Raw genomic sequence first — 17199 nt, 5'->3', positions numbered from 1 at the left:
GTCGACCGAGAAGATCGAACCGTCAAAAGAGCCAAACAACCCTGCTCTTTCAACTCCTTCTGGGCTTCGATGACCTGAAGCAACTCGCTGTCGAAAACTGCATAACTCATTGTTTACCAAGGAGTTTTCCGTTTCGACTGCGCCGGAAGTGGGGCGAATTATAGACTTCCAGAATCTGCCGTCAACCCCTAATTGCATTTTTCTATCAAGTACTTGCAGAGCGCTCAAAACAGCTCACACCCTCTTCTATATAGAAGAAGTCCTCAGAGCACTCCGGCCTCTTTGAATGCCGCCACAGCACCAGCATCCAGACCCAACACCCGCTGCAGAACCTCCAGCGTATGCTCCCCTAATAGAGGAGGTGCATTGCGATACTCCACAGGCGTTTCGGACAGGCGAATCGGACTCGCCACTTGCGGCACCATCCCGGCCAGCACATGGGGCAGTTCGATGGCCAACCCGCGCGCCTTAACCTGAGGATCAGCAAACATCTGAGCCAGATCATTGATCGGCCCGCACGGCACACCTGCCTGCTCCAGCTGCAGCACCCACTCAGCAGTCGTCTTGAATACAGTCGCCTGGCGAATAAGTGGGATCAACTCCGCGCGATTCGCCACCCGCAATTTATTGGTCGCAAAGCGTGGATCATCTGCCCATTGCGGCTGTCCAGCCACTTCAGCGAATTTGCGAAACTGCCCGTCATTACCCACGGTGAGGATGAAGTCTCCATCCGCCGTAGGAAAGTCCTGATAAGGCACGATATTCGGATGAGCATTGCCCAGGCGCTTAGGAGCATTGCCGGTAGTCAGGTAATTCATTGCCTGGTTAGCCAGGCAAGCCACCTGAACATCCAGCAACGCCATATCAATATGCTGACCGCCACCGTCATGATCCCGATGCGCAAGCGCTGCAAGGATCGCCACAGTGGAATAGAGACCGGTCAAAATGTCCGTCAGCGCCACGCCAACCTTCACCGGCCCGGCACCCTCATCCCCCTCGGGTCGCCCCGTCAGACTCATCAGGCCGCCCAACCCCTGGATCATGAAGTCATAACCCGCGCGCTTGGCATAAGGGCCGGTCTGACCAAACCCGGTAATCGAGCAATAAATCAGATTTGGATTAATCGCTTTTAGCGACTCATAGTCCAAACCATAGGCCGCCAACCCACCGACCTTGAAGTTCTCGATCAGGATGTCCGACTTCGCCGCCAGATCACGCACCAGCTTCTGCCCTTCAGGCCGAGTGAAGTCGATGGTGACCGATTGCTTGTTGCGATTGGCCGACAAGTAATAGGCGGCCTCGCTAGTGTTCTCGCCATAAGCGTCTTTAAGGAAGGGAGGCCCCCAGGCGCGCGTGTCATCGCCATTACCCGGGCGCTCGACCTTGATCACTTCGGCGCCAAGGTCAGCAAGGATCTGCCCGGCCCAAGGCCCAGCCAGCACCCGCGATAAATCCAGTACCCGTAGATGCGAAAGCGCGCCCATGGCCGTTCTCCTATTAATAGAACGCCTGAATGCCAGTCTGCGCACGACCGAGGATCAGCGCATGGACGTCATGCGTACCTTCGTAGGTATTCACCACTTCCAGGTTGACCAAGTGGCGAGCAACACCGAATTCATCGGAAATACCGTTACCACCCAGCATGTCGCGCGCCATGCGAGCAATGTCCAGGGACTTGCCGCAGGAATTGCGTTTCATCATCGAAGTGATCTCTACCGCTGCAGTACCCTCGTCCTTCATACGACCCAGACGCAGGCAGCCTTGCAGCGCCATGGTGATCTCGGTCTGCATGTCGGCCAGCTTCTTCTGGATCAGCTGAGTGGCGGCCAATGGGCGACCGAACTGCTTGCGATCCAGAGTGTACTGGCGAGCGGTATGCCAGCAGAACTCGGCAGCACCCAGCGCACCCCAGGAGATGCCATAGCGTGCGGAGTTGAGGCAGGTGAACGGACCTTTCAGACCGCGCACATCCGGGAAAATGTTTTCTTCGGGGACAAACACGTTATCCATGACGATCTCGCCCGTGATGGATGCACGCAGGCCGACCTTGCCGTGAATCGCTGGAGCGCTCAGGCCTTTCCAGCCCTTCTCCAGAACGAAGCCACGGATGTCACCCGCATCGTCCTTGCCCCATACGACGAACACATCGGCGATCGGGCTGTTGGTGATCCACATCTTGCTGCCGGTCAGGCTGTAGCCGCCTTCCACTTTGCGGGCACGAGTAATCATCGCGCCTGGGTCGGAGCCGTGGTCAGGTTCGGTCAGACCAAAGCAACCGATCCATTCACCCGAAGCCAGTTTCGGCAGGTACTTTTGCTTCTGCGCTTCGGTGCCGAATTCATTGATCGGCACCATGACCAGCGAGGACTGCACACTCATCATAGAGCGATAGCCGGAGTCGACGCGTTCGACTTCACGGGCAATCAGGCCGTAGCTGACGTAGTTCAGGCCGCTGCCACCATACTGCTCAGGGATAGTCGCGCCCAACAGGCCTACTTCTCCCATCTCGCGGAAGATTGCCGGGTCGGTCTTTTCATGGCGGAAAGCTTCGAGAACACGCGGCGCGAGCTTCTGCTGAGCGAATTGCTCAGCGGTGTCGCGGATCATGCGTTCTTCTTCGGTGAGCTGTTGATCCAGCAGCAGGGGATCGATCCAGTTGAAGCTAGCTTTACCGCCCATGAGTGTGTCCTCTCGAATCGGGTCAAATAACGTGGGCTGATCCTAGGCCGGGTTCGGCGTTACGGCAAACGAGGATTTTGCATACTGTTGTGCTAATTTCTCACTCCGAAACATCGCAAAATAGCTTTTATGCGATGTATTAGTGAGGTTGACGTACATGCGCAGGAAAATCCCCAGCACAACGGCCCTGATCAGCTTTGAAGCGGCCGCGCGGCACGAAAGTTTTACCAAGGCAGCTCAGGAACTTTCGCTCACTCAAGGCGCCATTTGCCGACAGATCGCCAGCCTTGAGGAGTTCCTCAGCGTAGAACTGTTCCGACGCTCGCGACGTGGGGTCAAGCTGACGGAGGCCGGTCTTTCCTACAGCCGCCGGGTGGCCACCCAACTCGATGCCGTTGAACGGGACACCTTGTCAGTGATGGGCCAGCAAGGAGCCAACGTGATTGAGCTGGCGGTGGTTCCAACCTTCGGCACTCAATGGCTGCTGCCAAGGCTCAAGGATTTCCAGCAAAAACACCCGGAAGTGACGGTCAACCTCACTAACCGAACGCGGCCCTTTCTGTTTGCCGACACCGACTTCGATGCCGCGATCTATTTTGGCGACGCGGACTGGTCGGGTACCGAATCCCACAGGCTGATGGGCGAAAATCCGATGCCGGTGTGCAGCCCCAATCTCATGGGGAAAAACACAACCCTGTCTCCCGGCGACATCGCCGAATTGCCCCTGTTGCAGCAGACCACTCGCCCTTATGCCTGGCGCCAGTGGTTCAACTCTCAAAACCTAAATATCCCGCGAGACATGACAGGGCCGCGCTACGAGCTATTCTCCATGCTTGCCCAAGCGGCCATGCACGATATGGGAATAGCACTGATTCCGCCGTTCCTGATTCAACGCGAATTGGCCGAGAAGCGCCTGGTCATTGCCAACCCCCAGGCGCTATCAAGTATCAAGGCGTATTACTTGATGATTCCCGAGCGAAAGGTCGAATCAGCCTCTTTAAGGGCATTTCGCGATTGGTTGGTCAATCAGGCACAGAGCTACAGCCTAGAAGGATAAAGGCTTTTCGCAACAATCTGACTGCGTAGTCAACAAAACCAAAACACTACAGATATAAGTATTTGTCGCATATTTGATAACTGTACCGACAAGCAGTACAAACGTCCCACAAGCGCCTGAAAACGTGGCCTTGAGCCTCTATTGCGGAGCAATAACGCCTCATTCACCTGACCGATGCGTAAATTCTCCAATTTTTATAAAAATCCTTACAAGGCACGGCCTGCAAGGGATTGAACCGGTTAGTTGCGACATTCGGTCACGGGGTGACTTGTAGTTAATTTTCCGTCACCCCTCATAAACCCTTGAAGGGCACTAAGTTCGCCTGCAAAATGCCGCGCCCCGCCCTGATTTGGCGGGATCGTGCTGATCGGCCGCCCCAGCCGCACCATCCGAAGTGCCTGGGTTTACTCAATAAGATCACGCAGGAGATTTGACGTGCACATTGGTGTTCCTCTCGAAACCCAGACGGGTGAAACGCGGGTTGCTGCAACCCCGGAAACCATCAAGAAGCTGATCGGCCAGGGTCATAAGGTCACTGTGCAAAGCGGCGCCGGTATTAATGCCAGCGTTGTCGACAGTGCCTATGAAGCGGCAGGCGCAATTATTGGCAGCGCCAACGATGCGTTTGGTGCCGAACTGATTCTCAAGGTGGTCGCCCCCAGCGACAGCGAGCTGACGCTGATTAAGAGCGGCACCGTTGTGGTGGGCATGCTCAATCCGTTCAGCAATGAAACCATTGCCAAGCTGGCCGAGTGCGGCATTACCGCGTTTGCGCTGGAAGCCGCGCCACGCACCTCCCGCGCTCAGAGCCTGGATGTTCTGTCCTCCCAGGCAAACATCGCCGGTTATAAAGCCGTGTTGCTGGCCGCTCACCACTATCCACGCTTCATGCCGATGCTGATGACGGCTGCGGGTACCGTGAAAGCGGCGCGCGTGCTGATTCTTGGCGCAGGTGTAGCCGGTTTGCAGGCGATAGCTACAGCGAAACGTCTGGGTGCAGTGATCGAAGCGTCTGATGTACGCCCTGCGGTAAAAGAGCAGATCGAATCCCTCGGCGCCAAGTTCGTCGACGTGCCTTACGAAACCGATGAAGAGCGCGAATGTGCCGTTGGTGTCGGTGGTTACGCGCGACCAATGCCTGCCAGCTGGATGCAACGTCAGGCCCTGGCCGTGCACGAACGCGCCAAACAGGCTGACATTGTCATCACCACCGCACTGATCCCGGGCCGTAAGGCGCCAGTATTGTTGAGCGCGGAAACCGTGGCGCAGATGAAGCCGGGCTCGGTGGTCATCGACCTCGCGGCAGCCCAGGGCGGCAACTGCCCGCTGACCGTGGCGGACCAGGTTGTGGTCGAGAACGGCGTAATCATTTGCGGCCCGACCAACCTGGCCGGCGCCGTCGCCGCAGACGCTTCGGCCCTGTACGCACGCAACCTGCTGGACTTCCTGAAGCTGGTCTTCAACAAAGAAGGCCAGTTCGAGATCAACCTCGAAGACGACATCGTCGCCGCGTGCCTGATGTGCCGCGACGGCCAAGTCATCCGCAAAAACGCCTAAGCAGGGATTCAGACGATGGAAGAGCTTATCTCCCCCGGTATCTACAACCTGATCATCTTCGTGCTGGCGATTTATGTCGGTTATCACGTGGTCTGGAACGTTACGCCCGCACTGCACACGCCTTTGATGGCGGTAACCAACGCAATCTCGGCGATCGTGATCGTCGGCGCCATGCTGGCCGCGGCTTTGACCGTAACGCCACTGGGCAAGACCATGGGCACCCTGGCGGTAGCCCTGGCAGCGGTGAACGTATTTGGCGGCTTCCTGGTTACCCGCAGGATGCTTGAGATGTTCAAGAAAAAAGCCCCGAAAGCAGTAAAAGAAGAGGCGCCTAAGTAATGAGCATGAATCTCGTAACGACGCTCTACTTGATCGCGTCGATCTGCTTCATCCAGGCCCTGAAAGGCCTGTCGCACCCGACCACCTCGCGGCGCGGCAATATGTACGGCATGCTCGGCATGGCTTTGGCAATTCTCACCACAGTGGGTCTCGTCTATAAGCTAGGTGCCGAATTGGCCACCGCCGGCATCGGCTACGTCATCGTAGGCCTGTTGGTCGGAGGTACCGCCGGGTCGATCATGGCCAAGCGCGTTGAAATGACCAAAATGCCGGAACTGGTCGCCTTCATGCACAGCATGATCGGTATGGCCGCGGTGTTCATTGCCATTGCAGCAGTTGTCGAGCCGCAATCGCTGGGCATCGTCAAGCAACTGGGCGATGCGATTCCTGCCGGTAACCGTCTGGAGCTGTTCCTCGGTGCGGCCATCGGTGCAATCACCTTCTCCGGTTCGGTGATCGCCTTCGGCAAGCTGTCGGGCAAGTACAAGTTCCGCCTGTTCCAGGGCGCACCCGTACAGTTCGGCGGTCAGCACAAGCTGAACCTGCTGCTGGGCCTGGCGACACTGGGCCTCGGCGTGACTTTCATGCTGACCGGTAACCTGAACGCCTTCGCGCTGATGCTGGCCTTGGCCTTCGTGCTGGGCGTGCTGATCATCATCCCGATCGGCGGCGCGGATATGCCGGTGGTTGTGTCGATGCTCAACAGTTACTCCGGCTGGGCAGCAGCAGGCATCGGCTTCTCGCTGAACAACTCGATGCTGATCATCGCCGGCTCGCTGGTAGGTTCGTCCGGTGCGATTCTCTCGTACATCATGTGCAAAGCGATGAACCGCTCGTTCTTCAACGTGCTGCTCGGTGGTTTCGGCAACACCGCGGACGCCGCCGGCCCTGCTGGCTCGAAAGAAGCCCGCCCGGTGAAATCCGGTTCGGCTGACGATGCAACCTTCCTGTTGACCAACGCCGACACCGTGATCATCGTTCCGGGCTACGGCCTGGCGGTAGCACGGGCGCAGCACGCGCTGAAAGAGCTGACCGAGAAGCTGACCCATCGCGGCGTGACCGTGAAGTATGCGATCCACCCGGTCGCCGGTCGTATGCCTGGCCACATGAACGTATTGCTGGCCGAGGCCGAAGTGCCTTACGACCAGGTGTTCGAAATGGAAGACATCAACTCCGAGTTTGGCCAAGCCGACGTGGTGCTGGTACTGGGCGCCAACGACGTGGTCAACCCGGCTGCCAAGAACGATCCGAAATCGCCAATTGCCGGCATGCCGATTCTCGAAGCGTTCAAAGCCAAAACCATCATCGTCAACAAGCGCTCGATGGCCAGCGGCTATGCCGGTCTGGACAACGAGCTGTTCTACCTCGACAAAACCATGATGGTCTTCGGCGACGCCAAGAAAGTCATCGAAGACATGGTCAAAGCCGTCGAGTAAAACCTGCTCCAGCGCAATACCCAAAACCTCAGCCTTTAGTAGGCTGGGGTTTTTTATTGCCCGCTAAAAACCGACCAAAGGCTCTAAATCGGGGCTCTGCATTCGACCATGGTAGCGGGAGGATTTTTTTTGAAATCACTAGACTGCACTCCTTGCTTTCGTTGCCCGAGATAACAATCCATGTACCGTGACCGTATCCGCTTGCCTTCGTTGTTGGATAAAGTGATGAGCGCTGCTGACGCCGCCGCTCTGATTGAGGACGGCATGACCGTCGGCATGAGTGGCTTCACCCGCGCCGGCGAAGCCAAAGCCGTGCCCCACGCACTGGCCGAACGCGCCAAAATCACCCCGCTGAAAATCACCCTGATGACCGGCGCCAGCCTGGGCAACGACCTCGATAAACAGCTCACCGAAGCTGGCGTATTGTCACGACGCATGCCCTTCCAGGTCGACAGCACCCTGCGCAAGGCTATTAATGCCGGCGAAGTGATGTTCATCGATCAGCACCTGTCGGAAACCGTGGAGTCGCTGCGCAATCAGCAACTCAAGCTGCCGGACATCGCAGTGATTGAGGCTGTGGCGATCACGGAGCAGGGCCATATCGTGCCGACCACGTCGGTGGGTAACTCGGCCAGCTTCGCGATTTTCGCCAAGCAGGTGATCGTCGAGATCAACCTCGCGCACAACCCGAATCTCGAAGGTCTGCACGACATCTATATCCCGACCTATCGGCCGACCCGCACACCGATTCCGCTGGTCAAGGTCGACGATCGCATTGGCAGCACTGCCATCCCGATTCCGCCGGAAAAGATCGTCGCCATCGTGATCACCAATCAGTCCGACTCGCCATCCACCGTGCTGCCGCCGGACGTTGATACCCAGGCCATTGCCGACCACCTGATCGACTTCTTCAAGCAGGAAGTGGCTGCCGGGCGCATGACCAATAAGCTCGGCCCGCTGCAAGCCGGGATTGGCAACATCGCCAACTCGGTGATGTGCGGGCTGATCGACTCGCCGTTCGAAGACCTGACGATGTATTCCGAAGTGCTTCAGGACTCGACCTTCGACCTGATCGACGCCGGCAAGCTGAGCTTTGCTTCAGGCAGTTCAATCACCTTGTCGAGTCGTCGCAATACCGATGTTTTTGGCAACCTTGAGCGCTACAAGGACAAACTGGTCCTGCGCCCGCAGGAGATTTCCAACCACCCGGAAGTGGTGCGCCGGCTCGGCATCATCGGCATCAACACGGCGCTTGAGTTCGACTTGTATGGCAACGTCAACTCCACCCACATCTGTGGCACGCGGATGATGAACGGTATCGGCGGCTCGGGCGACTTTGCGCGCAATGCTCACTTGGCAATCTTCGTGACCAAGTCGATCGCCAAGGGCGGTGCGATTTCCAGCGTGGTGCCGATGGTCAGCCACGTTGACCACACTGAGCATGACGTCGACATCCTTGTCACCGAGATCGGCCTGGCGGACTTGCGTGGCCTGGCGCCGCGAGAACGCGCACGGGTCATCATCGACAACTGCGTGCACCCGGACTATCGCCAAGCCCTGGATGACTACTTCACAGCCGCTTGTGCGCTCGGCGGTCACACACCGCACATCCTGCGTGATGCCCTTAGCTGGCACATCAACCTGGAAGAAACCGGGCAAATGCTCGCGGTGTAATTGGTACAGATAGCAGCTGACGCAAACACAGTTTCGTCAGCTTGCTGTTGCCAGACCAAATACTGAATAAAACTGTACTGCTGTACCGGTCTTTTCCTACCGTAATTGCCTACCTTTCCAAGTCAATCCAGCAAAAACGCACGATATTAGTGCAGACAAGTACAGTTGCCTCAATTTCGACCAGTACACCACCCTTTAACAGTTAACTGGTACCTCACAATACAGGTGAACTGTATCTAGAGAGACTGGCCAAACGAGAGGATCATTGGCATCAGTTAAACCACTACCTAATCCCGCCATAAGCGGAAGGATGTCAACCATGGAACGTACACTCAGTTCCGAGCTGTTTTTCGAAGACAACGCTGTAAAAACCCAGGCTTCCACGCCTCTTCGCGTTCTCGCCAACCTGATGCTGTGGCAGCGCCGCATCTCCAGCCGCCATCAACTGGCTCGTCTGGATTCGCGTCTGCTGGCTGACGCAGGGATTAGCGAAGCACAACGCTACGAAGAGCTGAGCAAGCCGTTCTGGCGCTAAGTTAGCGTCGCTGGCTCTGACCCACCGGGTCCACCGCCAGCACTCCAAATTGAAAAAACAAAGCCCGTCGTGGGAAACCACGACGGGCTTTGTCGTTTTGGCCCCTCAAAACGGGTAATACAGTAGAGACCCTGCTCGACAGGTACAGTTTTACTATTTAAACAATTGAACCAGTACAATTTTAGCGCGGTGTATCTGTTGCGGAAGAGAGGACGGGATCACCATGAAATCCTCAACTGCCAGCAAAAGGACCGCGCCATGAATCACTTACTGGATGTTTCCGTTTCTACACCCCAAACAACGCCTCGTTTCCTTGGGTTTCGTAGATGGCTGAGGGGCGTTGCCAACCACCTGGAAAGGGCCCGAACCCGGCGTTTGCTGGGCCAACTGGATGACCGGCAACTCTCGGACCTGAACATCAGCCACGCGGATCGTCTCCACGAAATGAATAAACCGTTCTGGCGTTAACTTCCTGCTTGAACAGACGGGACTGTGCGAACCGATACCATAGGCCTAATATCCAAATGGAGCGTGGCGAACGCTGCACGACTGGCGTCTGAATAAACAGACACTGCGCCACCTCTCAATCGGTTTTCCAAAGGAGTTCCACCATGTCCCGTCTTCGTCTGCTCAGCGCTGCAGCCCTGCTTGCCGTGGCCGCCAATTCCCACGCCACCAGCTTTATCGTGACCACCGATGCCGTCGTCGGCGCGCTCAAGGCCACGTCCGATGCGACCTCCGATGTCACTTCTTCCTTTCGCGATGACAAAATCGTACGTGCCGCACGCGACGACGCCGCCAGCTTCGTGGCCAGCGAAGGCGCCATTCGTGGCGTGAAACTGGAAAGTGCACTCGACCATATTCGCCACCAGGCACCTCAGTTGAACGCGAGTGACGCACAACTGGCGCAAGCCATACTGACTATCTAAGCGTCACCACTGAAGTGGGACACGCCCGCCGTGTCCCAATGTTTCGGCGCTGGCTCTAGACCGGGCGTTGCGCTAGCCTTGGGACTCGCCTTCAGCTATCGAGTCTCATGCGTTTTCTTTCAAATCTGCTGATCTCCCCGCTTTTCGTGGCAGCCTGCTGGGTGGGCTCGGTCCATGCCTATGACGCCTTCAATCTGTCTACCCAAGGCATCGTGGCTACCGGCTACGCCTCAAGCATGGTGACCTCCGCCCCCTTCGACCGTAAGCTGCTACTCGCGGCACACGATGACGCTGCGGCGTTCATCGCCAGTGACGGCCAACTGCGAGGAGCACAACTGGAGTCCGCCCTGGTTTATCTGCGCCGGACCCAGCCAAAACTTCGTGCCAGCGACCTTGAACTGGCGCAGGCAATTCTCGTCCAATAGTTATCCTTGTTCTTGCGGAGTCGTTCCATGCGTAGCCCTCTGATTGTTGCCGCCCTTGGCCTTCTGTTCCTGGTCGATGTGGCCCAGGCGCACACTCTGGTCGCCACCAGTAACATCCTCATCAATGCCACCCAGCGCACACTTGATTTCACTTCCGATACCACGACGTCCATCCGAGACTCAAAGATCGTTCGTGAAGCCCACGACGATGCGGCCAGTTTCGTCGCCAGCGATGGCGAGATTCGTGGCGCGCACCTGGAAGCGGCCTTCAACACGTTGCGTACCCGCGTACCGGAAGCTCGCGACGCCAGTGATCAGGTTCTCGCCGAAGCCATCCTCGCACTGTGAGGTCGCCAGGCGCCTGGCTGTTGGCCGGGGTCATGTTGCTGCTCGGCAACACGGCCCAGGCTGACTTGCAATTAAGGCTTAAAACCGAAGGCCTCAGCCCCGCTCAACAACAGGCCAGCCAGGCGCTGCTGGATGAAGCCATGCAGGCGCTGCCGCCGCGGTTCATCGAGCAGCTCGACCGACGCATCGACGTCGGCTGGACCGATAACATGCCGAGCAACGCTTATGGCCAGGCGTCGCTGGTGTCGGAGCTCGACCTGAACCGCAACCTGCTTGCCAGCCTCACTGACGGCAGCGCCGCGACCAAAAAGACTTATCGCCCCCATGGCACCGTGCGCCGCGAAATGCTTGCCACGGTGTTGCACGAGCTCACCCACATTTATGACCGCTCGCGCCTGTGGCCAGATGCGGAGCGCAGGCTGATTCAACGCTGCACCCGCCGTAACAGCAGCTCAGGGTTGATTGGCATTCCCGATCAATGCCGCGGCCAGTTCGACCGACGCTTTACGCTCAGCGACGACCCGCGCCTGCTGGACCTCGCCGGCTGGCCGCAATACGTAGGCCGTCGTGGCGAGCGCGAACAGCACAACCGGCAAATTGCTCGCAGCCCGGACATTTACGAGACGAGCAGCCCCAAGGAGTTCGTCGCGGTCAACATGGAGTATTTCCTTCTCGACCCGGCATACGCCTGTCGCCGTCCTGCGCTGTACCGTTATTACAAAGAACATTTCGGCTGGGCGCCCGCCGCTAAAGACACCTGCGGCAAATCCTTTTCCTTCCTCAATGCCGGCAATGATTTCGCCAAAACGCCCCTGGGCCAGGTCGATCCGGAACGGGTCTACGCCGTCGACTATCTGCTGGCTGAAGCCAACCAGAACTGGGTCAGCCGCTGGGGTCACAGCATGTTGCGGTTGGTGATCTGTGCACCCGGACGACCACGCGGGCCGGATTGTCGATTGGATCTGGATCAGCACCTGGTGTTGTCCTACCGCGCCTTCGTCGGTGATGTGCAACTGTCGAGCTGGGACGGATTGGTAGGCAAATATCCGTCACGCCTGTTTGTCCTGCCGTTGGCCCAGGTGATCGATGAATACACCAAGACCGAATTGCGCAGCCTGGCCTCGGTGCCGCTGACCCTGTCGCGCAGCGAGATCGAAGACGTGGTGGAACACGCCGCCGAAATGCACTGGAGTTACGACGGCAACTACTTCTTCCTGTCCAATAACTGCGCGGTAGAGGGCCTGAAGCTACTGCGTAGCAGCACCAACAATACAAAACTGGTCGGGTTGGACAGCATCATGCCCAACGGTTTGCTGGAAGTGCTCAAGGGCCGTGGGCTGGCGGACACCAGCGTGCTGGATGATCCCCGCGAAGCGCTGCGCCTGGGTTATCGTTTCGACTCCTTCCGCGATCGTTATCAAGCGATGTTCGAAGTGCTGAAGAAGCACTTGCCGATCAAGCAGGAAAAGGTCGAAGACTGGCTCGCCTTAAAAGCTGAAGAGCGCCGGCAATGGATCGACCAAGCCGATTTGCGCACCAGCGCAGCCCTGCTGTTACTGGAGCAGGCAGCCTTCCGCCAACAATTGGTGCTGGCCCAGGACGAAGTAAAGCAGCGCTATCTGGGCGCTCGGGAACTGAAAAATGGCGGCATGGACAAGGCCAACGCGACTTTGCAGCAAATCCTTGCCAACAGCGGCTTCCTCAGCCGTCCGGCAGAACTGCTCGGCACCGGTGGTTATGGATTGCCGCAGCCGAGCGAGTGGCAACGTCTTGAATCGGAAAGCAATCTGAGGCAGAAACAGCTTCAGGCGCTCACAGGCGATCTGGACAAAGAGGTAAGAGCGTTGCTCGAACCGAGTCGTGCAGCCGAGATGGCCGCCAACGAAGCCAACGTGAAACAGGTGGGTGAGCACCTGCGAAAGCTGCACAAAGCGTCAGGCGGATTGGAGTTGCCGTGATAGAAACACCGCGGACTTGTAGCAACTGCACATACAACAAAAAGGGCTTCAGAACGTAGTCCTGAAGCCCTTGATCTTGCTGTTTGTCTGTGACGCGAGCTCTGATTCCTCTAGCTGACGCGGGCTTTACGCACGCCATCAGCCAGCGCCGAGCAAAGGCTCAACACGCCATCAACTGCCTGATCCGGCGTCGAGGCATTGGCGATGTGATCGATCAACGCCGACCCCACCACCACGCCATCCGCCAGGCGCGCGATGGACGCCGCTTGCTCCGGTGTCCGAATGCCGAAACCGATGCTGATCGGCAGATCGGTATGGCGGCGCAGACGGGCAACGGCTTCTTCAACGTGTTCCAGCGTCGCCGCGCCCGCACCGGTCACACCGGCGACAGACACGTAATAGACGAAGCCTGAGCTGCCGTTCAAGACGGTCGGCAGGCGCACATCATCGGTCGTCGGGGTGGTCAGGCGGATGAAGTCCAGACCGGCAGCCTGAGCCGGGTCGCACAGCTCGCCGTTATGCTCGGGCGGCAGGTCGACCACGATCAAACCGTCAACGCCGGCCTCTTTTGCGTCCGCGATGAAGCGCGGCACGCCGTACATGTGGATCGGGTTGAAGTAACCCATCAGCACCAGCGGCGTCTCGGTATTGCCTTCACGGAACTCACGAACCATTTGCAGGGTTTTCGCCAGGTTCTGCTTGGCGCCGAGGGCGCGGATGTTGGCCAACTGGATGGCCGGGCCATCGGCCATTGGATCGGTGAAGGGCATGCCCAGCTCGATCACGTCGGCACCCGCGCCGGGCAAGCCTTTTAGGATCGCCAGGGAGGTGTCATAGCTCGGGTCGCCAGCGGTCACGAAGGTCACCAGGGCGGCGCGATTCTGTTCCTTGAGTTCGGCAAAACGCGTTTGCAGGCGGCTCATCAGTGTTTCTCCTGCTTCGATTGTTCCATATGGTGCATCACGGTTTGCATGTCTTTGTCGCCACGACCGGAAAGGTTGACCACCATCAGGTGATCTTTCGGCAGGGTCGGTGCGCGCTTGAACACTTCGGCCAGGGCATGGGCGCTTTCCAATGCAGGAATAATCCCTTCCAGGCGGCAGCATTTGTGGAACGCATCGAGGGCTTCGTCGTCGGTTACCGAGGTGTACTGAACGCGGCCGATGTCATGCAACCAGGCGTGTTCCGGGCCGATGCCTGGATAGTCGAGGCCGGCAGAGATCGAGTGAGCGTCGATGATCTGACCATCGTCGTCCTGCAGCAGGAAGGTACGGTTGCCGTGCAGTACGCCCGGTACGCCGCCGTTCAGGCTGGCCGCGTGTTTACCGGTTTCGATGCCGTAGCCGGCCGCTTCAACGCCAATGATCTCGACGCTCTTGTCGTCCAGGAACGGGTGAAACAGGCCCATGGCGTTGGAGCCGCCACCGATGCACGCCACCAGGCTGTCCGGCAGACGACCTTCCTGATCTTGCAGTTGAGTACGGGTTTCTTTGCCGATAACGGACTGGAAGTCGCGAACCATCGCCGGATAAGGGTGCGGGCCGGCCACAGTGCCGATCAGGTAGAAGGTGCTGTCAACGTTGGTCACCCAGTCACGCAGGGCTTCGTTCATCGCATCTTTCAAGGTGCCGGTACCGGCCACGACCGGGATCACTTCGGCACCCAGCAGCTTCATTCGAAATACGTTGGCCTGCTGACGTTCGATGTCAGTGGTGCCCATGTAGATCACGCAATCAAGGCCGAAACGTGCAGCCACGGTGGCAGTCGCCACGCCGTGCATGCCAGCGCCGGTCTCGGCGATGATGCGTTTCTTGCCCATGCGTCGCGCCAGCAGGATCTGGCCGATGCAGTTGTTGATCTTGTGCGCGCCGGTATGGTTCAGCTCTTCGCGCTTGAGGTAAATCTTCGCGCCGCCGCAGAACTCTGTCAGACGCTCGGCAAAGTACAGTGGGCTTGGACGACCCACATAGTCGCGCTGGAAGTAGGCCAATTCCTCTTTGAATGTAGGATCATCCTTGGCCAATTCGTATTCACGGGCCAGATCGAGGATCAACGGCATCAGGGTTTCGGCGACGTAACGGCCGCCGAACGCGCCAAACAGGCCGTTGGCGTCGGGGCCGTTGCGCAGGTTAGTCTGGGTCATGGGTCGCTCCAGTTGAATGCGTGGGATGCGTTTGAAGAGAGAGTGGGCTAACTCTACCCCTGACGCCTCAGGCTGAAAACCGATAAGATCGCGTCAACCTGTCAGGAAAACTCACAGATCTCATGAGCCATGACCTTCCCCCGCTAAACGCCCTCCGGGCCTTCGAAGCGACTGCCCGCCTGAACAGCGTCAGCAAGGCCGCCGAACAGCTGCACGTCACCCATGGCGCGGTCAGCCGACAACTCAAGGTGCTTGAAGAACACTTGGGCGTAAGCCTGTTGATCAAGGACGGGCGCGGCCTGAAACTCACAGATGCCGGTATTCGCTTGCGCGATGCCAGTGGCGAGGCGTTCGAGCGATTACGGACGGTTTGTGCAGAGCTGACCCAAAGCACCGCCGATGCCCCGTTCGTGCTGGGTTGCTCGGGCAGCTTGTTGGCACGCTGGTTTATTCCCAGGTTGGGACGATTGAATACCGACCTGCCGGACTTGCGCCTGCACCTGTCGGCTGGTGAGGGTGATCTCGATCCGCGCCGGCCGGGGCTGGACGCCTTGCTGGTATTTGCCGAGCCACCGTGGCCTGCGGACATGCAGGTCTATGAGCTGGCGAGCGAACGGATCGGCCCGGTCATGAGCCCGCGATTCGCGGGCTACGAACGACTGCAAAACGCACCGCCCGCAGCGCTGTTGGGCGAGCCATTGCTGCACACGACTTCACGCCCTCAGGCCTGGCCAAGTTGGGCACAGCAAAGCAGCCTCGACACCAAAGCATTGAAGTACGGACAGGGTTTCGAGCATTTGTATTATTTGCTGGAGGCCGCAGTGGCTGGCCTGGGTGTGGCGATTGCGCCCGAACCGCTGGTGGCCGAGGATTTGAAAGCCGGGCGCCTGGTTGCGCCTTGGGGCTTCAGTGAAACCCCGGCGCAACTGGCGTTGTGGCTACCCAAGCGCGCCGCGGACGGGCGCGCTCGGCAACTGGCGCAGTGGCTCAAAAACGAGCTGCGCCAGACGGATTAGTCACCGCGTTTGAACAGCAGATAAGCCGCGAGCAAACCCAATGCACCGACAGCCACACCCGCTGTCGTCCAAGGGTGTTCCTGGGCGTAGTCCCGCGTGGCAATCCCGGTTTCACGGGTTTTGACTTTGACTTCTTCGTAGGCATCGCTGAGCAGATGGCGCGAATGCTTCAGCGCGTTCTCGGCGTTGCTTTTCAGGACTTTCAGGGTTTTACGCGACTCGTCCGAGGCGTCGTCCTTCAGATTTTCCAAAGACTTCAGCAGACTCTCGATTTCGGCTTCCATGCTTTGCAATGAGGCTTTACGTAAAGAGGTGTTGGCCATGGTGGCTCTCCTGCATTGATTGAGTTGCGTGTGTTGGTTGGGACTTCAGGGCTTCGAGAAAGTGCAGTAAATCTGAACTTTCACTTCGGATTGGCCGACAGAAGTAATACGAAAAATCACTGCTAGGCTGTATTTCACACCCTGAGGAGAACGCCATGACCGACCATCACACCTACAAAAAAGTCGAACTCGTCGGTTCGTCCACCAGCAGCATCGAAGACGCCATCAACAACGCACTGGCCGAGGCCAGCAAAAGCCTTAAATATATGGAATGGTTCGAAGTGACCGAAACCCGCGGGCACATCAAGGACGGTAAGGCAGCGCACTTTCAGGTGACGCTCAAGGTCGGGTTCCGGATTGCCAGTAGCTGAGGTTGAGCTAATCTTCTGAGCCTGCGCGCTGGCCGAGCGCCATAGGGAATGGCAAAGCGCTACATATTTACACCCACTGATTGCTGGGTGCCCCTATTGATCCGACCAGGGAATGCGACCGATGAAGCATTTTATTTTAGCGGTAGGTTTGTTGAGTCTTGCGGGAACAGCCCTGGCTCAGAGCAAGTCGTGCGAAGAACTGAAAGCCGAAATCACAGCGAAACTCGATGCCAAGGGCATTTCTAATTATTCACTGGAAATCATCGATAAAGGCGCCGCTGCTGACGGGAAAGTCGTCGGCACCTGTGAAAAAGGCTCCAAGCAAATCGTCTACAAGCAAGGCTGACCACCCTCGAAAATGAAAAAACCGACGCAACGACGTCGGCTTTTTTGGGCTCGCTATTTGAAC

General features: G+C 57.9%; 19 protein-coding genes. 14 read left to right on the top strand and 5 right to left on the bottom strand.

The window, feature by feature from the left end:
• Window positions 1–263: 263 nt before the first annotated feature.
• A complete protein-coding gene (locus ACQ4OB_RS12400; RefSeq protein ID WP_074872390.1) occupies window positions 264–1484 on the bottom strand; it encodes a CaiB/BaiF CoA transferase family protein in 1221 nt (406 codons plus the stop codon).
• A gap of 13 nt (window positions 1485–1497) precedes the next feature.
• Entirely contained in the window at window positions 1498–2679 is a 1182-nt protein-coding gene (locus ACQ4OB_RS12395; protein WP_008154475.1) for an acyl-CoA dehydrogenase, read from the bottom strand.
• Window positions 2680–2836: 157 nt separating this feature from the next.
• On the opposite strand from ACQ4OB_RS12395, the gene ACQ4OB_RS12390 reads away from it, so the two are divergent.
• The 11 genes from ACQ4OB_RS12390 (at window position 2837) to ACQ4OB_RS12340 (ending at window position 12937) form a co-directional block, all read left to right on the top strand.
• Window positions 2837–3736 carry a LysR family transcriptional regulator gene (locus ACQ4OB_RS12390; protein ID WP_074872388.1) on the top strand — a complete coding sequence of 300 codons (900 nt, stop codon included), beginning with the start codon at window positions 2837–2839 and terminating at the stop codon, window positions 3734–3736.
• A 435-nt stretch (window positions 3737–4171) separates the two neighbouring features.
• Window positions 4172–5293, top strand: coding sequence for a Re/Si-specific NAD(P)(+) transhydrogenase subunit alpha (locus ACQ4OB_RS12385; protein ID WP_074872386.1), 1122 nt, complete (start codon window positions 4172–4174; stop codon window positions 5291–5293).
• A gap of 15 nt (window positions 5294–5308) precedes the next feature.
• Complete coding sequence (locus ACQ4OB_RS12380; RefSeq protein WP_003187010.1) at window positions 5309–5632, top strand: NAD(P) transhydrogenase subunit alpha; 324 nt, start codon at window positions 5309–5311, stop codon at window positions 5630–5632.
• Window positions 5632–7068, top strand: a complete 1437-nt coding sequence (locus ACQ4OB_RS12375) for an NAD(P)(+) transhydrogenase (Re/Si-specific) subunit beta (RefSeq protein ID WP_430955758.1) — start codon at window positions 5632–5634, stop codon at window positions 7066–7068. The genes ACQ4OB_RS12380 and ACQ4OB_RS12375 overlap by 1 nt, the downstream gene beginning before the upstream one ends.
• A 180-nt stretch (window positions 7069–7248) precedes the next feature.
• Window positions 7249–8742, top strand: coding sequence for an acetyl-CoA hydrolase/transferase family protein (locus tag ACQ4OB_RS12370; protein ID WP_430955757.1), 1494 nt, complete (start codon window positions 7249–7251; stop codon window positions 8740–8742).
• A gap of 319 nt (window positions 8743–9061) precedes the next feature.
• Complete coding sequence (locus ACQ4OB_RS12365) at window positions 9062–9277, top strand: DUF1127 domain-containing protein (protein ID WP_008154465.1); 216 nt, start codon at window positions 9062–9064, stop codon at window positions 9275–9277.
• Between the two features lie 258 nt (window positions 9278–9535).
• Window positions 9536–9745 (top strand): DUF1127 domain-containing protein, encoded by a 210-nt coding sequence (locus ACQ4OB_RS12360; protein ID WP_074872381.1) that lies wholly within the window; start codon window positions 9536–9538, stop codon window positions 9743–9745.
• A gap of 143 nt (window positions 9746–9888) precedes the next feature.
• Window positions 9889–10206: a DUF2388 domain-containing protein gene (locus ACQ4OB_RS12355; RefSeq protein ID WP_074872379.1), complete on the top strand. Its 318-nt coding sequence runs from the start codon at window positions 9889–9891 to the stop codon at window positions 10204–10206.
• A gap of 107 nt (window positions 10207–10313) precedes the next feature.
• On the top strand, window positions 10314–10631 hold the full coding sequence (locus ACQ4OB_RS12350; protein ID WP_074872377.1) for a DUF2388 domain-containing protein: 318 nt from the start codon (window positions 10314–10316) through the stop codon (window positions 10629–10631).
• A gap of 27 nt (window positions 10632–10658) precedes the next feature.
• The gene (locus ACQ4OB_RS12345) at window positions 10659–10979 is read left to right on the top strand and encodes a DUF2388 domain-containing protein (protein ID WP_074872375.1); all 321 of its coding nucleotides are present in this window, start codon (window positions 10659–10661) and stop codon (window positions 10977–10979) included.
• Window positions 10976–12937 (top strand): DUF4105 domain-containing protein, encoded by a 1962-nt coding sequence (locus ACQ4OB_RS12340; protein ID WP_430955756.1) that lies wholly within the window; start codon window positions 10976–10978, stop codon window positions 12935–12937. Before ACQ4OB_RS12345 ends, ACQ4OB_RS12340 begins: the two co-directional genes overlap by 4 nt.
• Window positions 12938–13047: 110 nt before the next feature.
• Here the strand turns inward: ACQ4OB_RS12340 and trpA are convergent, their stop codons facing one another.
• Together trpA and trpB are read right to left on the bottom strand one after the other, a co-directional pair.
• Window positions 13048–13860 carry a tryptophan synthase subunit alpha gene (gene trpA, locus ACQ4OB_RS12335; protein WP_008152530.1) on the bottom strand — a complete coding sequence of 271 codons (813 nt, stop codon included), beginning with the start codon at window positions 13858–13860 and terminating at the stop codon, window positions 13048–13050.
• Window positions 13860–15080 (bottom strand): tryptophan synthase subunit beta, encoded by a 1221-nt coding sequence (gene trpB, locus ACQ4OB_RS12330; RefSeq protein WP_430955755.1) that lies wholly within the window; start codon window positions 15078–15080, stop codon window positions 13860–13862. Before trpB ends, trpA begins: the two co-directional genes overlap by 1 nt.
• A 122-nt stretch (window positions 15081–15202) precedes the next feature.
• On the opposite strand from trpB, the gene ACQ4OB_RS12325 reads away from it, so the two are divergent.
• Complete coding sequence (locus ACQ4OB_RS12325; protein WP_076029114.1) at window positions 15203–16096, top strand: LysR family transcriptional regulator; 894 nt, start codon at window positions 15203–15205, stop codon at window positions 16094–16096.
• Here the strand turns inward: ACQ4OB_RS12325 and ACQ4OB_RS12320 are convergent.
• Window positions 16093–16419 carry a DUF883 family protein gene (locus tag ACQ4OB_RS12320; protein ID WP_074872366.1) on the bottom strand — a complete coding sequence of 109 codons (327 nt, stop codon included), beginning with the start codon at window positions 16417–16419 and terminating at the stop codon, window positions 16093–16095. The genes ACQ4OB_RS12325 and ACQ4OB_RS12320 overlap by 4 nt on opposite strands.
• Window positions 16420–16574: 155 nt before the next feature.
• Here ACQ4OB_RS12320 and ACQ4OB_RS12315 point away from each other — a divergent pair, with 155 nt between their 5' ends.
• Together ACQ4OB_RS12315 and ACQ4OB_RS12310 are read left to right on the top strand one after the other, a co-directional pair.
• A complete protein-coding gene (locus tag ACQ4OB_RS12315) occupies window positions 16575–16790 on the top strand; it encodes a dodecin (protein ID WP_008027736.1) in 216 nt (71 codons plus the stop codon).
• Window positions 16791–16911: 121 nt separating this feature from the next.
• Window positions 16912–17136: a DUF1161 domain-containing protein gene (locus ACQ4OB_RS12310; protein WP_074872364.1), complete on the top strand. Its 225-nt coding sequence runs from the start codon at window positions 16912–16914 to the stop codon at window positions 17134–17136.
• Window positions 17137–17199 lie beyond the last annotated feature (63 nt).

It is taken from the genome of Pseudomonas sp. ES4, assembly GCF_050586665.1.
GTDB lineage: Bacteria > Pseudomonadota > Gammaproteobacteria > Pseudomonadales > Pseudomonadaceae > Aquipseudomonas > Aquipseudomonas frederiksbergensis.
This window is presented reverse-complemented; position numbering and strand designations above follow the sequence as displayed.